The sequence below is a fragment of the Sphingobium sp. HDIP04 genome, from assembly GCF_000445085.1.
GTDB classification, from domain to species: domain Bacteria; phylum Pseudomonadota; class Alphaproteobacteria; order Sphingomonadales; family Sphingomonadaceae; genus Sphingobium; species Sphingobium indicum.
The window spans coordinates 61,748-80,037 of the sequence record NZ_ATDO01000060.1 but is presented as its reverse complement, the minus strand read 5'-3'; the positions used below and the strand labels follow the sequence as shown (position 1 = coordinate 80,037).

Below are 18,290 nucleotides of genomic sequence, written 5' to 3'. Positions count from 1 at the left end.
GCGCCCGTTTCGGCGTGGCGGTGTCGGGCGGGCCGGACAGCATGGCCCTGCTCGATCTGGCGGCGCGGGCCTTTCCGGGGCGGGTCGAAGCGGCGACGGTCGACCATGGCCTGCGCGAGGCTTCAGCGGCGGAGGCGGCGATGGTCGCGGGCTGGTGCCGCGATGCCGGGATCGCGCATGCCACGCTGCATCCGCAGGGCGCGGTGCGGGGCAATGTGCAAAGTTGGGCGCGGGCGCAACGCTATGCCCTGTTGGAAGAATGGCGGGCGGCGCGGGGGCTGGACTGGCTGCTGACGGCGCATCATGCCGACGACCAGTTGGAAACGCTGCTGATGCGGCTCAACCGGGGCGCGGGCGTGGGCGGGCTGGCCGGCGTGCGGGCGCGGCAGAGCGCGGTGCTGCGGCCGCTGCTGGGCATGCGCAAGGCGGATTTGCTGGCCTATGCGCTGGACCGCGACCTGCCCCATGTCGACGATCCGTCGAACGGCGATGCGCGCTTCGACCGGGCGGCCCTGCGCGCGGCGTTGGCGGGCGTCGACTGGATCGACGCGGCGGCGGCGGGGCGCAGCGCGGCGGCCCTGGCGGAGGCGGAGGAAGCGCTGGACTGGATGGTCGACGATCTGGAGGCGCGCCATGTGCTGCCCGATGGGGGCGGGCTGGCGCTGGACCGGACCGACCTGCCTCGCGAACTGCTCCGCCGCCTGATCCTGCGCATGGTGGCGCGCTTGCAGCCCGATGCCGTTCCCCTCCGCGGGGAGGCGGTGGACCGGCTGATCGCGGCGGCGCGCACGGGCGGGAAGATGAGCATCGGCCGCCTCGTCCTCAAGGGCGGGGTGCGCTGGACGCTGATGGCGGCGCCGCAGCGACGTTGGCAATGATCGTTACGGAAAGGTTCCACGGCTTGGCGCATGCAGTGAACAATCCGTCGAATTGACCGGGCGCAATGACCTTTCCTTAACGCCTATGCTGGTTAATGAAGCCGGTTGAGCGTGGGAATTTTCGATTCATGTTTGAATTTGCGGCGGTGACCTATGGCCTGCTGGCCAGCGTCATTCTTTCGGCGGCGCAGCGCAATCACCGGATGGAACGGCCCCATCCGCCGATGCTGCTCTATACCGGCTATATGCTTTGCGGTCTGTCGGCGGGGGTCGCGGTGATCCTGGCCTATATCGCCCTGTCGCAATTTGCTGGCGGTTGACCTCAGGCGGGGGGCGCTTGCGATTTTGCTGCGGCACCCTATCTTGCCGGGTGAAAGAGAGTGGTGAATGAACGACGAGAAAGACCCGCAGGGCAACCCCTGGATCAAGAGCGCGATGATATGGGCCGGGGTGATCGTCGCCCTGTTGCTGTTCGTCTCGATGTTCGACAGCCGCACGGCGTCGAGCGCGGGGGCAGGCATCGCCTATTCCGAATTTCGCGCCAAGGTGCAGGAAGGCCAGGTCAAGGACGTCGCCATCGCCGCCGACCGGATTTCCGGCACGCTGACCAGCGGGCAGAAATTCAGCACCGTTCCGGTGAACGATCCGGGGCTGACCGGCCTGCTGGACGATTATAACGTCAAATATTCGGGCCAGGCGGAGGAGCAGCCGAGCTTCTGGATGATCCTGATCTACCAGTCGCTGCCGTTCCTGCTGATCCTGGGCATCGCCTTCTTCGTGCTGCGCCAGATGCAGAAGGGCGGCGGCGCGGGCGGGGCCATGGGCTTCGGCAAGTCGAAGGCCAAGCTGCTCACCGAAAAGCATGGCAAGGTGACGTTCGATGACGTGGCCGGCATCGACGAGGCGCGTGAGGAATTGCAGGAAATCGTCGAGTTCCTGAAAGACCCCAGCAAATTCGCCCGCCTGGGCGGCAAGATCCCCAAGGGCGCGCTGCTGGTCGGTTCGCCCGGCACCGGCAAGACGCTGCTGGCCCGCGCCATCGCGGGCGAGGCGGGCGTGCCCTTCTTCACCATTTCGGGTTCGGATTTCGTCGAGATGTTCGTCGGCGTCGGCGCGAGCCGCGTGCGCGACATGTTCGAGCAGGCGAAGAAGAACGCGCCCTGCATCGTTTTCATCGACGAAATCGACGCGGTCGGCCGCCATCGCGGCGCGGGCCTGGGCAACGGCAATGACGAGCGCGAGCAGACGCTGAACCAGCTTCTGGTCGAAATGGACGGTTTCGAGGCGAATGAGGGCATCATCATCGTCGCGGCGACCAACCGCCCCGACGTGCTGGACCCCGCGCTGCTGCGTCCCGGCCGCTTCGACCGTCAGGTCGTCGTGCCGCGCCCCGATATCGAGGGCCGCGAGAAGATATTGGCCGTGCACATGAAGAAGGTGCCGCTGGCGCCGGACGTCAATCCGCGCACCATTGCGCGGGGCACGCCCGGTTTCTCCGGCGCCGATCTCGCCAACCTCGTCAACGAAGCGGCGCTGATGGCTGCCCGTCGCGGCAAGCGCCTGGTCGCCATGGACGAGTTCGAGGCCGCCAAGGACAAGGTGATGATGGGCAGCGAGCGCCGCTCCATGGTCATGACCGACGATGAAAAGAAAATGACCGCCTATCATGAGGCCGGCCATGCCATCGTCGCCGTCCATGAACCGGCGTCCGACCCGATCCACAAGGCGACGATCATCCCGCGCGGCCGCGCTTTGGGCATGGTGATGCGCCTGCCGGAGCGGGACAGCTACAGCTATCACCGCGACAAGATGCACGCGAACATGGCCGTCGCCATGGGCGGGCGCGTGGCGGAGGAGATCATCTTCGGTTACGACAAGGTGTCCAGCGGCGCGTCGGGCGACATCCAGTACGCCACCAAGCTGGCCCGCGACATGGTCACGCAATGGGGCATGTCCGACAAGCTCGGTCCGTTGCAATATGAGGAGCAGCAGGGCGAAACCTTCCTCGGCTATTCGCAGAGCCAGCGCGTCCACATGTCGGACGAGACGGCGAAGCTGATCGACAAGGAAATTCGCGGGCTGGTCGAACAGGGCTATGCGCGGGCGCAGGAAGTGCTGAAGGGTCATGAGGACCAGCTTCACCTGCTCGCCAACGCTATGCTGGAATATGAGACGCTGAGCGGCGAGGAGATCAAGACGCTGCTCGACAAGGGCGAGATCACCCGCGACGACGGCACGACGATCAAGCCCTCCACGATCCCGGCGGTCGGATCCTCGATTCCGAAGACCCGGCGGCGCAAGGGGCCGTTCGGCGATCCGTCGCCTGCCGGCGCCTGACCGGCGTTATGGATTGGGAAGGGGCGCTGCCGGGAGGTGGCGCCCTTTTTCAGGGTTGCCGGGCAGGGTGACTTTTGGCCAGGCCAAGTCATTCCCCCTCCCGCAGGCGTTCAAACGAGTCACGTGCCTCGTTTGAACGCCTGCGGGAGGGGGAATGAGGGGCTTCAGCCTCAATCCCGTTTCAATATGTGCATCGCCAGCACCGTCATGGCTTCGCTGGCGGTGGCGATGACCTTGTCGGCCTCAGGCGCCCAGAAGGGGCTGTGCAGCGAGGGCAGGCTGATCTCGCCCGCCGCGGCCTTCGCCATCCGGTCCGCCGGCACGCCGCCGACCCAGAAGATGAAGCTCTCGATGCTCTTGTCGGCGCGGTAATAGCGGCCGAAATCCTCCCCGGCCATGGAGGGCCTGGTTTCGCTGACCGTGCCTTCGGGGAAATGGCTTTTCAGCACCTCCGCCATCCGGTTGGCGAAGGCGGGCGGATTGTAGGTGGAAGGCGTGAATTCGTCCTTGACCGAGAGCAGCGGCATCCTGTCGTCCGGCACGCCCGCGGCAATGGCCTCGCCCCGGGCGATGCGTTCTATGCCGCGGATCAGCCTTTCCCGCGTTTCGTCGGAATAGCTGCGCACGGTAAGCAGCATCTTCGCGTCGTCGGGAATGACATTATGCTTGGCGCCGCCGGCGAAGCTGCCGACGGTGACGACGGCCGGATCGAACGGATCCTGTTCCCGGCTGACCAGCGTTTGCAGCGCGGTCACGATCCGCGCCCCCAGCACGATCGGGTCGCGGGTCGTCTGCGGATAGGCGCCATGGCCGCCCGCGCCGCGCACCAGCAGGTCGACGCTGTCCACATTGGCGAGCGCGAAGCCCGGCGTATAGCCGATCTTCCCCGCCTCCAGATTGGCGGCGTCGTGGAAGGCGATGGCATGGGTCGGGCGCGGGAAGCGGGTGTAGAGTCCATCCTCCAGCATCAGCCGGGCGCCGCGTCCCACTTCTTCGGCGGGCTGGAGGATCATCACCAGCGTGCCCTTCCAATCCTCCTTCATCGATGACAGGAGCCGCGCCGTTTCGATGAAGGCGGTCATGTGCGTGTCATGCCCGCAGGCGTGCATCACGCCGGTTTCGGCGCCGTCGGCGGTCTTCGCCTTCACCCTGGAGGCGAATTCCAGGCCGGTCTGCTCGGTCACGGGCAGCCCGTCCATGTCGGCGCGGATCAGCAGCACCGGGCCGGACCCGTTCTTCAGCACCGCGACCACGCCCGTTCCGCCGACCTTTTCGGTGACGGCGAACTTCATCGCCTTCAACCGCCGGGCGAGCTTGGTGGCGGTGGCGCTTTCCTGTTCCGACAGTTCGGGATTGGCGTGCAGGTCGCGATAGAGCGTCATCAGCCCGTCCATGTCCTTCGCGATGGTCGCCGCGATGGCACTGGATGGCGTCGCCCCTTGGACGGACGCGCCGGGGGGCTGGGCATGGGCAATGGATATAAGGCTGGCGGCGGCCATGACGGCCGTCAACGCATGACGCATCGATGGGTCTCCCTGATGGAGGGGGGACCATAAGCGGATTCGACCCGGCTTTTAAGGGGCCTTCGGCATGCCCTGCCCCCTTTGGGCATGACAAGAGCGCCCGCCATTGCCGACGGGCGCTCCTGCCGATGCCATGGGAGGCGTCAGAAGTGGAAGATCACGCCGGCCGTGGGCCGGAAGCTGTCGAAATCATAGGTTTCGGTCTGGAAGCGCAGGCGGATGCCGCTATTTCCGGTAATGCCGCCCAGGCCGATGTCCTTGGGGCCGACTTCGACGCCCAGGCCGTACATCCAGTCCTTGCGGTCCGGCCAGCCGCCCTTGCCGTTCACCCACTGATAGCCGGCCGACGCGAAGATCATGCCGCTTTCCCCGGCCCGCGCGCCGAAGCGTCCCTTCACGCCATATTCCCAGTCGATGTCGCTGAAACCCTTGGTCGCATTGCCCTCGACGCCGACGAAGACGGGGCCGAGCGGCACGTTGACGCCCGCGACGCCGCTGATGATCGCGCCGTTCATGATCGTCTCGCCCGGAACGCTGCCGAATTCGGTGCGCCGGTCGAAGCTGTGATAGCCGCCCAATATGCCGACATAGGGTTCGACGCCGAAGGCCTGGGTGCCGTCGGGAGCGGCTTCCTCCTGCGCCGACGCTACCGAGGGCAGGGCCGCAACCAGTGCGGCCGCAACGAGATATTTCTTCATGAGAAGTCCCTTTTCCAATTTCGCCGCTTGGCGTGTCGGAGGGGATAACCTGCGCCGACCGCATTGGGTTTCCTCAATGAATACAAATCCTTCCATCTGTTCCCAATATGACACGATCCATGTTAGGAAACAGCCGCCATTGGCGGTCGGACGCCCATGGCTATTGCGCGGTCCAGCCGCCGTCGATGCTCATATTAGCGCCGGTGATGTTGGCGGCGGCATCGCTGCACAGATAGAGCGCCATGGACGCCACCTGCTCGACCGTCACGAACTGCTTGGTCGGCTGCCCGGCGAGCAGCACGTCGTTCATCACCTGCTCCCGCGTCATGCCGCGCGCCTTCATCGTGTCGGGAATCTGATTTTCCACCAGCGGCGTCCAGACATAGCCCGGCGAGATGCAGTTCGCCGTGATGCCGAAGGTCGCCAGTTCCAGCGCCAGAGTCTTGGTGAAGCCCGCCAGCCCGTGCTTGGCCGTCACATAGGCGCTCTTATAGGGGGAGGCGGTCAGCGAATGCGCCGATGCCGTCTGGATGATGCGCCCCCATTTCTTGCGCTTCATATAGGGAATGGCGAGGCGGGAGGTGTGGAAGGCGCTGTTGAGGTTGAGCGCGATGATGAGGTTCCATTTGTCGACCGGAAACTCCTCGACCGGGGCGACATGCTGCATCCCGGCATTGTTGACGAGGATGTCGACGCCGCCGAAGGCGTCGGCCGCCTCCTGCATCATCGCCTCGATCTGGTCGGTCCTGGTCAGGTCGTGCCCGCTGTAGAGCGCCTTGGCCCCGCTCAGCGCCTCCAGCCCGGCGCGTTCCTTCTCGATCGCGTCCGCATCGCCGAAGCCGTTGATGACGACATTCGCGCCTTCCCCGGCCAGCGCCTTGGCATAGGCGAGGCCGATGCCGGAGGTCGATCCGGTGATGAGGGCGGTCTTTCCAGCGAAGTTCTGGCCGGACAGGGACTTGCTCATGCCTGCTTCTCCTTGAGATGGTCGGGCGCGTCGAGGTCGAAGGTGGAGCTTTTCCCGTTGACGATGTTGCGGGCGATGAGGTCGCCCTGGTGCATCACTTCCTCCACCGCGTCGCGGCCCTGCGACCAGTGATCCAGCATGGTTGAGCGGGAAAATTCGAAGTCCCGCGCCCCGCTTTCCCAGGCGCGGCTGCGGTAGATGAGGTGGACGATGTTGACCGACCCGACGTCCAGCAACTGGCGCAGCCGCTGCGCGTCGGCGTCCTCCTGCAATTCGGGCGGCAGCTTGTCCAGCAGGGCGCGGATCGCCTTGTGCTCCTTGCGCAGCCGCAGATACTGGTCGGTCACCTGGCGGGTGCGGCTGGAATATTGAATGTCCTTGGTCCGGGAATAGACGTCGGTCATCTGCCGGGGCATCGGCCCTTCGGCGGGGAACAGGTCGACCTGGAACACCAGCATGTCGGCGCTCTGATGGTCCAGCACATGGGCGAGCGGCGTGTTGGAAACGATGCCGCCGTCCCAATACCAGCGCCCGTCGATCTCGATCGGCGGCAGGCCGGGGGGCAGGGCGCCCGACGCCATGATGTGGCGCGCGTCGATCCGGGTGTTGCCGCCCCGGCCGCGCGTGTCCCAATAGGCGAAATTGCCGCTTTCCACGTCCACCGCGCCCACCGACAGGCGCACCGGCCCGTCGTTCAGCAGATCCCAGTCGACGCAGGCGTCCAGCGTGTCCTTGAGCGGCGCGCTGTCGTAGAAGCTGATCGCGCCCGGCGTCCCTTCCGGCATCAGCGTCGCGGGCCACAGGCGCGGGCGGAACATGCCCGGCACGCCGAAGGTGGCGACCGAACCCGCCGCCATCAGATGGGCGGCCTCCCGGATATGGTCGATTTCCGGCAGCACGACATTGGGCATGCCGCCCGACACGGTCAGCCAGAATTTCTTGAGCCGGGCGAGGCGCTTGTGTGGCGGATTGCCGGCGATGATGGCGGCGTTGACTGCGCCGATGGAGATGCCCGCGACCCAACTGACGTCGATTCCCAGCTCGTCCAGCCGTTGATAGACCCCCGCCTGGAAGGAGCCGAGCGCTCCGCCGCCCTGCAGCAACAGGGCGACTTCGCGGGGGAGGGGCAGCGGCATGTTGGCGCGGCGGCGCAGCTGGGATTCGGTATCGGCCATGTCGCACCGCAATATAGAATAGTCTTGTCGCATTCCAACTGAATGTCTCGTTACAATCTCGTCATGGGACAGCGCGTCCGCCGCAACCCGCAGGGCATCGGGACGTTTCCACCGGCGGCGGAATGGAATAGGCAGGGCGGGGAAAGAGAGGGACGAGATGCGGCTCGACGACGAACGGGAAAGCGCCAATTTCGAGATTCAGGACGGTCGCGGGGGGCCGGGTGGTGGGCTGGGCGGGGGGCTGGGCCTGTTGCTGCCGCTGATCGGCAGCCGGTTCGGCTGCGGCGGCATCGTGGTGGTGCTGATCATTCTTGCCGTCATGGGCGTCAATCCCCTGAGCCTGATGGGCGGCGGCGGCCAGATGCCGCAGGGCGGGCAGGTCAGTCGCGACGCTTCCCGGCTGAGCGACGTGCAGCACTGGTCCCTGAAGGTGCTGGGATCGACCGAGCGCGTCTGGGGGCCGCTGTTCCAGCAGGCCGGGCGGCAATATCAGCCGACGGTCCTGTCCTTCTATTCCCAAAGCGGCGTGTCGGGATGCGGCGCGGCGCAGAGCGCCATGGGGCCATTTTACTGCCCCAATGACCGGAAAGTCTATCTCGACACCGACTTCTTCAACGAACTGCGCCAGCGCTTCGGCGCGCCCGGCGATTTCGCCCAGGCCTATGTGATCGCGCATGAGGTCGGCCATCATGTGCAGGATCTGGAGGGGACGTTGGGCGAGGTGAACCAGCGCCAGCGCGCCGTCAGCGAGGAACAGGGCAATGCGTTGCAGGTGCGGGTCGAATTGCAGGCGGACTGCTATGCGGGCGTCTGGGCCAAGCGCACCGGCCTGATGGAGCCGGGCGATCTGGAGGAGGGGATGAAGGCGGCGCAAGCCATAGGCGACGACACGCTGCAAAAGGCGGCCGGTCGCCGTCCCGTGCCGGAGAGCTTCACCCATGGCACCAGCGAGCAGCGAATGACCTGGCTGCGCAAGGGGCTGGACAGCGGCGACCCCGCGCAGTGCGATACGTTCAAGGGAATGTGAGGCCCGGCCTTATCGGGGCGTCTCGTCCGACGGCTGCGCGTCCTCGACCGGCGTCACGTTCGATGCCGGCGCGGCGGGCAGCCCGGCGCCTGGAGCGAGGAAGGGCTTTCCCGCCTCCGGCATGGGCTGGCCGAAGTCGGCGGCGCCCGGCATTGGGGCCGGCGGCGGGGAGGGCATGGCCTCGGCGGGCATCACCACAGGCGCTGGAGCCGGGGCGACGGCGGCCGTCGGCACGGCATGGTTGGCGCGGGGCGCGAAGCTCTGCACCGTCAATACGATGACCGGAGCGGCGATCAGGGTCACGGCGGCGAAGGCCTTGTAGATCATGGGGCGCGTCCATTCATGATCGCGCCATCATAGGTGCGGATGGTAAATAAATGCTGTCGGCAGCTGTGGAATGGCGGACGGTCAGATCGCGGGATTCTCCCCACGGCGCGCCTTGCTCCTGGGGAGGCGCTCGAACGAGACAAGTGGCTCATGAGAGCCTGGGCGGAGGGGCGCATTCGAAAATGCCGGGAAGTGGCCAGTGGCGGTCATTAGTTTCCCGTCACCCCGGACTTGATCCGGGGTCCCGCTGCCTTGGGCTGGGCGCGGACTCAGAAAGAAAGCGGGACCCCGGGTCGAGCCCGGGGTGACGAAAGGGGGAATGGCGGGAATTCACCCAAATCGGTCAGTCTCCGGTACCTGTCCACGTCGCCTAACACCTTTGCCCCTTGCACCTGTCCCGATGCGCCGGTGCGCTCGCCGCTACGGGCTTTATCACCAATGCCTGCCCGCCAAGTCCCTAAAACAGGGAGGAAAAGAGCATCGCCGCCAGCATATCCTGTTCCGCTTTGCCCGTCGGCGAAGCCCGTCCGTCAACCGCCTATCGGCGCGACATAGACGGGCTGCGCGCCCTGGCGGTGCTGCCGGTGCTGTTTTACCATGTCGACCTCTGGCCCTTTTCCGGCGGCTTCGTCGGCGTCGACATCTTCTTCGTCATCTCCGGCTATCTGATCGCCTCGATCGTCGGCCGGGAACTGGCGGAAGGCCGGTTCAGCATCGCCGATTTCTATGCGCGGCGCATCCGCCGGATATTCCCCGCGCTGTTTGCGACCATCGCCGTCACCATCATCGTCGGCAGCCGCATCCTGCTGCCGCTGGACTATCGCGCGCTTGGCCTGAGCGCGGCGGCGACGGTGCTGTTCGCCAGCAACCTCCATTTCGCGCGGCACAGCGGCTATTTCGGCAGCGCGGCGGAGGAAGCGCCGTTGCTGCACACATGGTCGCTGGCGGTGGAGGAGCAATTCTACATCCTCTTCCCGCTGCTGATGCTCTGCGCCGTCCGGGCGGGAGGGCGGACAAGGCTCCTGCTGGGGGCGGTGGCGCTCCTGTCCTTCGGCACGGCGCTGCTGCTGGTCGACCGGGCGCCGGTGCTGGCCTTCTACCTTCCCTTTCCCCGCGCATGGGAGCTGCTGGCGGGCGCGTTGCTGGCGACCGGGCTGTTGCCGCCGCTGCGGAGCCGATGGGCGGCGCAGCTCTGCGCGCTGGCCGGCCTGGCGTCGATCGGCTGGGCGCTGTTCGGCTTTTCCGGCGCGACCGTCTTTCCCGGCCTGAACGCGCTTTACCCGGTGCTGGGCGCGATGCTGATCCTGCACGCGGGGCAAGGCGGGTCGGCGGTCAGCCGAATGCTGGGCAGAGCGGTCCCGGTGGCGGTCGGCCGCATCTCCTATTCGCTCTATCTGTGGCACTGGCCGCTGGTCGTCTTCTGGACCTATCGCACGGACGGCGACTGGCGGTTGCGGGAGCAACTGTTCATCATCCTGCTCTCGCTCCTCCTCGCCACTCTCTCCTGGCGCTTCATCGAGGAGCCGTTCCGCAGGGCGCGCCGCTTCACGACCGGCCGCGCCTTTGCCCTCGCCGGCGCGATGATGGCGGCGGGGTGCGGGGCGGGCGCGCTGCTCTATCTGTCCGGCGGCCTGCCCGCGCGGGTGGCGCCCTCCGTCGCGGCGCTCGATGCGGCGAGCGGGAGCATGGCCTATCTGCCGGAGCGTTGTTCGGGCATGGCGGCGGTGCGGCACCGGGCGCTGTGCGCGGTGGGCGCGCATAACGGCACGCCGCCCAGCTTCCTGCTGTGGGGCGATTCCCACGCCCATGCGCTGAAACCCGCGTTCGACCAGGCGGGCGATGCGCTGGGCCTGTCCGGCCGGATAGCATCCTATCCCGCCTGTCCCACCCTGCTGGGGCTGGACCGGCTGGACCAGCCCGCCAGCCATGACTGCAGCGCCTTTAACGCCCAGGTGCTGGCGATGCTGCGCGACAGCCCGACCATCCACACCGTCTTCCTGGTGTCCCGCTGGGGCCTGTGCGCCAATGGGCGCCGTCCCGAAGGCGGGACGCCCTGCTATCTGGGCCGGGACGCGGATGACGACAGGAGCCTCAGCCGCGACGCCCTGCTGTTCCGCGCCGGGTTGAGGGAGAGCGTGCGGGCGCTGACCGGCATGGGCAAGCGGGTCATATTGGTCGCGCCCATTCCCGAATTCCGCCGCAACGTGCCGGAAAGCCTGGCGCGGGCGGAACTCTACAGCGAACCGGCGCGACTGGACCTGTCGCTGGCGGATTACCTCCGGCGGCAGCGCGGCGTGTTCGGCGCCTTCGACGAGATGCGGCGGCGTTTCGCGGCGGGCATCGTCTATCCGCACCGCCTTCTTTGCCGCAGCGGCCATTGCGCGACCATGATGCATGGAGTGCCGCTTTATTCGGACGACGACCATCTGTCGCGGCAGGGCAGCCTGCTGCTGAGCGGAATGGTCTATCAGGCCATGCGGCCGATCCGGGATCGCGCCGATCACCAGGAAAAGCGCTGAACTGAAAGGGGAGATGGCGACCCCGACAGGATTCGAACCTGTGACCATTCGCTTAGAAGTCGATTCCTACAGGCACCGCCGAGCCCGCTGTAGCACTCTAAACGATTGTCTGCACTCGCATTCTTGGAGATGAAGTCCCTCGTTCACCCTTTGTGCCACTCCACGCACCCGGTTCGAAAACGGTTCGCTGGCGTGGCGCAGACGGTTCGCAACGTAGGAGCCAAGAATGACAGGAAACCCACAGCCGCGCCGCCTTACCGAAGGCTATATCCGCACTTTGGGATATTTGGACCGGCCATACACCGTGCGCGACACGGCCGTTACCGGATTGCTCGTTCAGATAAACCAGAAGAGCAAGAGCTATAAGGTCCAGCGTGATCTCTACGTTGGCGAGCGCGGCCGCCGCCGCTTCGTCAAGACCTTCCGCCGCACCCTGGGCACCACCGACGATATCACCCTGGATGATGCACGGACGCGAGCCCAAGAGCTAATCGCCCAGGTGAAGCGGGGCGAAGACCCCAATGCCCGGCCGGAAGACAAGGGCGCCAGCCCAGATGCCTGGACCGTACGGCGCATGTACGATGAGTACGCTTCCGACATGCGGGCACGCGATTGCCGCGAACGGACCATTGAGGATGTGCTGTCCCGGCGCGACCGGCAACTCAAGGCGTGGCTCGACATCCCGATCAGCGAAATCAAGCGCAGCATGGCCCGCGAACGGCACAAGGAGTTGACGCGGGAAAGCGGCAAGCGCGCTGCCAACATGGTGTTCAAGGAGTTCCGCGCAGCCTTCAATCTCGCGATCAAGGCGGCCGACGATCCCGATGCCATTGGCGACAATCCGGTGAAGGCCGTCACCTTCAACAAGGAGCGCGCCAGCAACCGTGTCATCATGCCCGACGACCTGCCCCACTGGTGGGAACGGGTGCAGGCCATCCCCAATCCGATCCGGCGCGATATGCATGTGTTCGGTCTGTTGAGCGGCCTTCGGCCGGGGACGCTGGTATCGCTGCGCCGCGAATGGGTGAACCTGAACGAACGCGCCATCGTGATCCCACGCATGAAGTCGGGCCGCTCATTCGCGCTTCCGCTGTCCGGCTACATGGTCGAGCTCGTGAAGCGGGTGATTGCAGCGGGCGACCTTCTCTATGCAGGCACCCCCTGGCTGTTTCCCACTCGCGCGAATAGCAGCCGCGACGTGATCGCCACGCAGGTCTGGAAGGAAAAGACGCTGCCCAGCGAAACCGGCCATATCCTGCGCCATACTTATCGTACCGTTGCGCAGCGTATCGGCATCGACCGCATCAATGCCCGGTTGATGCTCGACCATGCCGTGCCCGGCATCGACGGTGTATATGTGCATGAGAAGGCGCTCTTTGATGGCCTGCTCGAAACACAAGACAAGATGACCGAGCACTTGCTGGCATTGTGCATGCCGAAAGATGCTGAACGGGGTTGCGAAAGTCTCGCCGCGTAGGCATCTAATTCGTGGCTGCATCTTCGGGCAGGGAAGCCGGAAATCCCTAACGCGCCCGACGAGGTTCTAGCGAGAGCCCAGCAAACCGGCGGCCCTTCGGGGTCTGACATTACCGAAAGGTATGTGGCTGGCCACTAACCCGACCGCTTCGCAGGCGGTCGTAGTTGGTGGTCAAGCTATGGATGTAGATACTTCGATTGTGGAGCTTGCTGACCGGATTGGCGAACAGGTCGCCGTCCGGTTGGTCGAGCGCCTTCGCCAGGGGGAGCTACCCGTCGCTCCTGAATACCTGACCGCGTTTCAGGTCGCGCAGATGACGGGTTTCTCGCCCAAGGGGCTGGAAGGCATGCGCGCTAAGCGCCTGGGCCCTCCCTACATGAAAGTCGGAAACAGCGTTCGCTACCGTGCCGCCGAAGTGCGGGCATGGATGGATGCGGGGGGCGATGTATGATGGCCCGCCCATATGAAAAGCCCGCCCCGGCCGAAACCGGAGCGGGCCTGACCGAAGCCAACCACCAGGCAGCATCTTCACTCCCCGACCACGGCCGCGCAATCAGCGAATTGCCATTTGCTCTCCACTACGCAGCGCGCCGCGCTGTCGAGTTCGCGGAAATCGTGTTCGACATGGACCGTGAATTTGAGGACGGGCTGGATTGGGCAGGACGGACACAGGCGCGTTGCTATGCGCCCTACGCCACCCTCAATCGTTGTCTGCCGCCAAGCCTGCCGGAGCCGGTGCGTCGGGTTGCGGAAAGGATGCTGGCGCATGGCTGACGTCGATCCGCACGCAATCCGCATGGTCGATGCTGCTATGGCATATATCGGCGCTGGCTTCCGCCTGGTGCAGTTGAAGCCGGGCAGTAAGCAACCGTTGAGCGAGAAGGGGTGGCAGAACGCCACGCCAACCGCCCGTGACTTTGAGGGCAGCAAGAATATCGGGGTGCAGCTTGGCGAGAAGTCGGGCCACCTCGTGGACATTGACCTCGACATCCCCCAGGCACGTTCGCTTGCCGGGATGGAGTGCTTCTTTGGCCACTTGCCTTCGTTCCGCCGGGCAAGCCTCCCAGCCAACTCGCCGGGTCATCGTCTGGTGGTCTGCCGCGACGCACCGGACAAAGTGGAGAAATTCGGTTTCACCAAGCAAACCGAGCTTGATGCCATTGGTGCGCTGAACCTGCCGAAGGCGATGGTGCTTGAGGTTCGGGCTGGGAAGGGATTTACTGTATTCCCGCCCTCGGTGATTGGTGGCGATCCGCTGGTGAGCAACACGCCACCGAACGGTTCAACAGATATACCGGAGATGGATTGGGAAGAGCTTCGCTTCCGCGCAGGCCTTCTTGCGTTCGTCTCCTTCGCTGCTGCCTGCTATCCCCCGGAAGGCGGCCGGGACTGGTTCTGCTTCCATCTCGCGGGTGCGCTGGTCCATCTGGGCGTCGAACCGGAAACGGCAGACGAAATCGTGGTAGCTGTTGCTCGGTTGAACGGCGACATGTCCGACGAGCGGCGCGGCAAGGCTCGGTCGGCCGCCGCCAAGCGCGATGCGGGCGAAGCTGTCACGGGCCTACCTGGCTTCCTCGAACACGTCGGAATGCAGGCCTGTGAAAAGCGCCTTCGCGCGTGGCTACGGCAAGATGACGCCGACGCAGACGGGGACGGTTACGAACAGCCGCCGGAAGACGCGATTGTTCTCGGTCGCCCGGACCTTCACGGGATGCTTGGCGAGATTGAATCGCTTCTCGTCCATAAGAGCGGCCGTGTATTCCGACGCCATGCCGACCTTGTGCGCGTGAGCCAGCTTGAAGAGGCGAGCGAGGAGGATGGACTGTTCCGCCACGCTGGCTTGGTCGAGCTTCGCACCGCCGCACCCGGATGGCTGACCGTAGAGGCCAGCCGCGTCGGCACTTTCGTAGAGCGCCGAGGAAAGAAGCTGTTCCGCGTTGCTCCGACCGTAGGCCTCCTGGGGATGCTTCACGCCATCGCGGACGAAAGCCACTTCCCGGCGATCAAGGGCCTGTCGATGACGCCAACGCTGACCTGCGAGCGCCCTGGCTACGATCCCGAAAGCAAGCTGTTCCTCGCGTTCCCCGACGGCATGTTTCCGCCCGCGCCGATGCAGCCAACGCGCGAACAGGCTGAAGCCGCACTGGCGCGGCTGGCCCACCCACTGCGGGGTTTCCCCTTCGTGGATGAGGCTGCCCGTTCGGTGGCCCTTTCGGGGATGATTTCGGCCGTTATCCGGGGCGAGCTACGGACGTGCCCGCTCCACGAAATTGACGCCCCGGCTGCCGGCACCGGCAAGACTAAGCTGGCGGAGATTATCGGCATCATGGGCACGGGCGTTCCCCCGTCTGGCGTCACGCATAGCGCGGACGGCGAGGAGAACGAGAAGCGGCTTGTGGCGATCCTCCGCACTGGCGACCCGGTCGTGCTGATCGACAACGTCTCGACTGAGCTAGAGGGCGACTTCCTCTGTTCGATGCTGACGAACGAGACGGTGCAGGCGCGCATCTTGGGGCAGAGCGAACGAGTGCGCCTCAGCACCCGCGTCCTGATGCTCGCGACAGGCAACAACATCCGCCTGCGCGGGGACATGGCTCGCCGGGCGGTAGTCTGCCGTCTCGATGCGAAAATGATGAACCCTGATGAACGGGCGTTCGATTTCGATGCCGTGGAAGATGTGCGGGAAGCGCGGCCGCAACTTGTCGCGGACGCCCTTACCGTGGTGCGCGCCTACATCGCCGCTGGGCGGCCGGTGAAGGTGCCGCCGTTCGGGAGCTTTGAAGATTGGGACCTGGTGCGCGGAGCCCTGGTTTGGCTCGGTCATGTCGATCCCGCCGAAACCCGGCTGGCAGTTAAGGACGACAATCCGCTGGTGGAGGAAAAAGCGGAGCTCTTCCGACTGCTGCTGACGCATATTGGTGTCGGGCGGCACATCACCATCAGCCAGGTCGATAGCAACGCGGGCCTTGAGGCCTTGCGTTTTGCCCTCGGCCGCCACCTCGATCGTGGCGAATGGGATAAACGGCGCGCAGGTCGCTTGCTACTACGGCATCGGGACGTGCCCTTCATGGGCATCACACTGCGGTCGAAGCCCAATCGGCTTGGAGTGCAGGAGTGGTGGATTGAGGGCGAGCCGGAACCGGCGTTGGCCGATGACCAAGGGGACGGGCCATGTCCGTTCTGAACCAAGGGCGCAGGGTTAGCAGGGTTTCGCTGGGTATTTGCCTAGCCCCAAATCGGCCAAACCATGTTTCTGTTGTTGTTAACAACAACAAGAAGAGGGGGAGTAGTAGTAGGGGGTGGCAGGGGCCGCCGCAAAACCCTGCTAACCCTGCGCCCCGTCTCTCCCTGGCATCGCGCCGTGCGCCCGCCCATCCCGCCCTCGTGCCGACTAAAAAAGACGCCCGCCAAGGGCGTCGTACCGCCGCGCACCACCAATTTCCGCCGTTGCCCGCTTTGCAGGCCCCAAACCTAGAGCCCTAACCCATTGGAAAAGTGTATGGAACAAACCATGAACATTAAGCCCGAACCGTCTAGCGAACCGCCTACCGGCGAAATCGCCCTCCCGACCACTCGCGGACACGATGGCATGGTGACGGTCCATGCCCCCGGCCTCGACATCATCACGACGATGGCGCGGAACGGCCACCCCGTCACCTCCATCGCCGCCGCCCTGGGCATGTCCGCCAGGGTGATGCGCGAGTGCAGGAAGCGCCAGCCTGAGGTGGAGGAGGCCTTTGCAGTTGGGCTTGGCGGGCTCGAACACGAGTTGGTCCACAGCCTGCTGGAGGCGGCCCGCAAGGGCCAAGTCGCCGCCGCCATGTTCCTGTTGAAGTGCCGCCACGGCTACCGGGAAACCGGGCAGACCGACACGGCTCCCAAGGTCGCGGTGCAGATTAACCTGCCCGGCGCGATGGACGAGCGGGCCTATATGCACATGGTCGAGGCGGCCTCGCAGGGGAGTGCGGCCGATGAGTAAGCTCGCCACCGCAACCCCGTGGCAGGAGCGCGTCCTCGCCATCCCCGAAGACCTGAACATCGCCATGCTGGGTGGTCGAGGTTCCGGCAAGACGACTGCGCTGGCGCTGCTCGTGCTGCGCCACTGCGTCCAATATGAGGATAAGGCCCGCGTCCTGATCCTGCGCGCCACCTACAAGAGCTTGGCCAACCTGTGGGACGAGCTTGAAGCCCTGTTCCGCGATGCCTTCCCCGGCGGCATCAGCAGCAACCGCGCCGACTTCGTAATCCGCTGCCCGAACGGGGCGGTCGTGACCCTGGGCAACCTCTCGACGCAGAAGGACGTGGCCAAGTGGCAGGGGCAGGAAGCCAACCTGCTCGCGGTGGACGAAATTACCAACTTCACCACCCTGCGCTACATCAACATGCTGCGCGCCAACCTGCGCGGCCCGGCTGGCATCCCGACCCGCATGATTGTGCTCGGAAACCCCGGCGGCCCGCTACACGCCACCATTGCGCGGATGCATGTGACCGGCCGCATCCCGTGGCGGCCCTACGAGCTCGATGACGGCTCGCGATGGGTCTATGCCCCGTCCACCTATCTGGACAACCCGACCATCGACACCGAACGCTATGCCCGTTCGCTGATCGCGTCGTCGGGTGGCGACCGCGCCTTGGCCGAGGCCTGGCTGAACAACAATTGGGCCGACCTCGCGGGCGCGTTCTTCGCGGACGTGTTCGGCGACCACTGCATCATTCCCGATAGCGGGTGGCGTGTCCCCGCTGGGCGCGTTGCCGAGCACGGCTGGTATAGCTGCGTCTCGCTCGACTGGGGTTGGTCCGCTCCATCGGCCGTCATGCTGGCGGTGCAGCCGCGCCAGCCCGGCCTCATCGGCCCCGGCGGCAAAGTGTTCCCCAAGCATTCGTGGATCATCGTGGACGAGGTGCACAGCGCCCGCGCCGACGACCCGAACGCGGGGAAGGGCTGGCCGCCGCAAATGCTGGCAGAGGAAGTGCTGGCGGCATGCGAGCGGTGGAGCATCCGCAAACATGGCGTGGGCGACGATGCGCGCGGGCTCCAGAACGACACCCTGATTGAGCAGCTAACCCGCTACGGCCTCCACCTGGTCAAGCCCCGCAAGGATCGCATTTCCGGCTGGGTGAAGGTCAAGTCGATGATGGCCGCCGCGCGCGCCGACGATCCCGACACGCCCGGCCTCTGGATTTCGGAACGGTGCCGCTACGCCCTCGAAACCCTGCCGCTCCTCCCGCGCGATGACGTGCGCCTTGAGGACGTGGACACAACCGCCGCCGACCACGCGGCCGACGCCATCCGATACCTCGTCAATTCCCCCGTGATGCTGGCCACACACGGGCGGCTTTCTGCTGGCTACTTCTAGGAGAC

16 protein-coding genes are annotated in these 18,290 nt (G+C 65.6%); 11 read left to right on the top strand and 5 right to left on the bottom strand.

All coding sequences use genetic code 11. The annotated features are described in order from the left end of the window. The 3 genes from tilS to ftsH form a co-directional block, all read left to right on the top strand. Positions 1-878 (top strand): tRNA lysidine(34) synthetase TilS (gene tilS / locus L286_RS30595; RefSeq protein WP_021223186.1); only part of this gene is annotated, 878 nt, incomplete at its 5' end. A gap of 128 nt (positions 879-1,006) precedes the next feature. Continuing rightward, on the top strand, positions 1,007-1,198 hold the full coding sequence (locus L286_RS30590) for a hypothetical protein (protein ID WP_007684224.1): 192 nt from the start codon (positions 1,007-1,009) through the stop codon (positions 1,196-1,198). Positions 1,199-1,265: 67 nt separating this feature from the next. After that, entirely contained in the window at positions 1,266-3,215 is a 1,950-nt protein-coding gene (gene ftsH / locus L286_RS30585; RefSeq protein ID WP_020817846.1) for an ATP-dependent zinc metalloprotease FtsH, read from the top strand. A 170-nt stretch (positions 3,216-3,385) separates the two neighbouring features. On the opposite strand, the gene L286_RS30580 is transcribed toward ftsH, so the two are convergent. The 4 genes from L286_RS30580 to L286_RS30565 form a co-directional block, all read right to left on the bottom strand. After that, positions 3,386-4,738: an amidohydrolase gene (locus L286_RS30580; protein ID WP_020817847.1), complete on the bottom strand. Its 1,353-nt coding sequence runs from the start codon at positions 4,736-4,738 to the stop codon at positions 3,386-3,388. A 143-nt stretch (positions 4,739-4,881) separates the two neighbouring features. Next, on the bottom strand, positions 4,882-5,436 hold the full coding sequence (locus L286_RS30575; protein WP_007684230.1) for a hypothetical protein: 555 nt from the start codon (positions 5,434-5,436) through the stop codon (positions 4,882-4,884). 160 nt (positions 5,437-5,596) lie between these two features. Further along, positions 5,597-6,403 (bottom strand): 3-hydroxybutyrate dehydrogenase, encoded by an 807-nt coding sequence (locus L286_RS30570; RefSeq protein WP_020817848.1) that lies wholly within the window; start codon positions 6,401-6,403, stop codon positions 5,597-5,599. Then, the gene (locus L286_RS30565; protein ID WP_020817849.1) at positions 6,400-7,578 is read right to left on the bottom strand and encodes a patatin-like phospholipase family protein; all 1,179 of its coding nucleotides are present in this window, start codon (positions 7,576-7,578) and stop codon (positions 6,400-6,402) included. Before L286_RS30565 ends, L286_RS30570 begins: the two co-directional genes overlap by 4 nt. A gap of 157 nt (positions 7,579-7,735) precedes the next feature. On the opposite strand from L286_RS30565, the gene ypfJ reads away from it, so the two are divergent. Beyond that, on the top strand, positions 7,736-8,605 hold the full coding sequence (gene ypfJ / locus L286_RS30560; protein WP_020817850.1) for a KPN_02809 family neutral zinc metallopeptidase: 870 nt from the start codon (positions 7,736-7,738) through the stop codon (positions 8,603-8,605). Positions 8,606-8,614: 9 nt separating this feature from the next. On the opposite strand, the gene L286_RS30555 is transcribed toward ypfJ, so the two are convergent. Further along, positions 8,615-8,932 carry a hypothetical protein gene (locus L286_RS30555; protein ID WP_020817851.1) on the bottom strand — a complete coding sequence of 106 codons (318 nt, stop codon included), beginning with the start codon at positions 8,930-8,932 and terminating at the stop codon, positions 8,615-8,617. A gap of 506 nt (positions 8,933-9,438) precedes the next feature. On the opposite strand from L286_RS30555, the gene L286_RS30550 reads away from it, so the two are divergent. From L286_RS30550 to L286_RS30520, 7 genes are all read left to right on the top strand, one after another. After that, complete coding sequence (locus L286_RS30550) at positions 9,439-11,451, top strand: acyltransferase family protein (RefSeq protein ID WP_020817852.1); 2,013 nt, start codon at positions 9,439-9,441, stop codon at positions 11,449-11,451. 226 nt (positions 11,452-11,677) lie between these two features. Then, a complete protein-coding gene (locus L286_RS30545; protein WP_084498505.1) occupies positions 11,678-12,928 on the top strand; it encodes a tyrosine-type recombinase/integrase in 1,251 nt (416 codons plus the stop codon). 178 nt (positions 12,929-13,106) lie between these two features. Continuing rightward, complete coding sequence (locus L286_RS30540; RefSeq protein WP_125445776.1) at positions 13,107-13,379, top strand: helix-turn-helix transcriptional regulator; 273 nt, start codon at positions 13,107-13,109, stop codon at positions 13,377-13,379. Continuing rightward, positions 13,376-13,702, top strand: coding sequence for a hypothetical protein (locus L286_RS30535; RefSeq protein WP_020817855.1), 327 nt, complete (start codon positions 13,376-13,378; stop codon positions 13,700-13,702). Before L286_RS30540 ends, L286_RS30535 begins: the two co-directional genes overlap by 4 nt. Next, a complete protein-coding gene (locus L286_RS30530) occupies positions 13,695-16,112 on the top strand; it encodes a bifunctional DNA primase/polymerase (protein WP_020817856.1) in 2,418 nt (805 codons plus the stop codon). The genes L286_RS30535 and L286_RS30530 overlap by 8 nt, the downstream gene beginning before the upstream one ends. Before the next feature lie 327 nt (positions 16,113-16,439). Continuing rightward, positions 16,440-16,907 carry a hypothetical protein gene (locus tag L286_RS30525; protein WP_235181708.1) on the top strand — a complete coding sequence of 156 codons (468 nt, stop codon included), beginning with the start codon at positions 16,440-16,442 and terminating at the stop codon, positions 16,905-16,907. Further along, complete coding sequence (locus L286_RS30520; RefSeq protein WP_020817858.1) at positions 16,900-18,285, top strand: phage terminase large subunit; 1,386 nt, start codon at positions 16,900-16,902, stop codon at positions 18,283-18,285. The genes L286_RS30525 and L286_RS30520 overlap by 8 nt, the downstream gene beginning before the upstream one ends. Positions 18,286-18,290: the final 5 nt, after the last annotated feature.

Excerpts from the sequence above, each read along its gene's own strand:
- ftsH (WP_020817846.1), top strand. The coding sequence starts at position 1,266 with ATGAACGACGAGAAAGACCCGCAGGGCAACCCCTGGATCAAGAGCGCG.
- L286_RS30570 (WP_020817848.1), bottom strand. The coding sequence starts at position 6,403 with ATGAGCAAGTCCCTGTCCGGCCAGAACTTCGCTGGAAAGACCGCCCTC.
- L286_RS30540 (WP_125445776.1), top strand. The coding sequence starts at position 13,107 with ATGGATGTAGATACTTCGATTGTGGAGCTTGCTGACCGGATTGGCGAA.
- L286_RS30525 (WP_235181708.1), top strand. The coding sequence starts at position 16,440 with ATGAACATTAAGCCCGAACCGTCTAGCGAACCGCCTACCGGCGAAATC.
- L286_RS30530 (WP_020817856.1), top strand. The coding sequence starts at position 13,695 with ATGGCTGACGTCGATCCGCACGCAATCCGCATGGTCGATGCTGCTATG.
- L286_RS30565 (WP_020817849.1), bottom strand. The coding sequence starts at position 7,578 with ATGGCCGATACCGAATCCCAGCTGCGCCGCCGCGCCAACATGCCGCTG.
- ypfJ (WP_020817850.1), top strand. The coding sequence starts at position 7,736 with ATGCGGCTCGACGACGAACGGGAAAGCGCCAATTTCGAGATTCAGGAC.
- L286_RS30545 (WP_084498505.1), top strand. The coding sequence starts at position 11,678 with ATGACAGGAAACCCACAGCCGCGCCGCCTTACCGAAGGCTATATCCGC.
- L286_RS30535 (WP_020817855.1), top strand. The coding sequence starts at position 13,376 with ATGATGGCCCGCCCATATGAAAAGCCCGCCCCGGCCGAAACCGGAGCG.
- L286_RS30590 (WP_007684224.1), top strand. The coding sequence starts at position 1,007 with ATGTTTGAATTTGCGGCGGTGACCTATGGCCTGCTGGCCAGCGTCATT.
- L286_RS30575 (WP_007684230.1), bottom strand. The coding sequence starts at position 5,436 with ATGAAGAAATATCTCGTTGCGGCCGCACTGGTTGCGGCCCTGCCCTCG.
- L286_RS30580 (WP_020817847.1), bottom strand. The coding sequence starts at position 4,738 with ATGCGTCATGCGTTGACGGCCGTCATGGCCGCCGCCAGCCTTATATCC.
- L286_RS30520 (WP_020817858.1), top strand. The coding sequence starts at position 16,900 with ATGAGTAAGCTCGCCACCGCAACCCCGTGGCAGGAGCGCGTCCTCGCC.
- L286_RS30555 (WP_020817851.1), bottom strand. The coding sequence starts at position 8,932 with ATGATCTACAAGGCCTTCGCCGCCGTGACCCTGATCGCCGCTCCGGTC.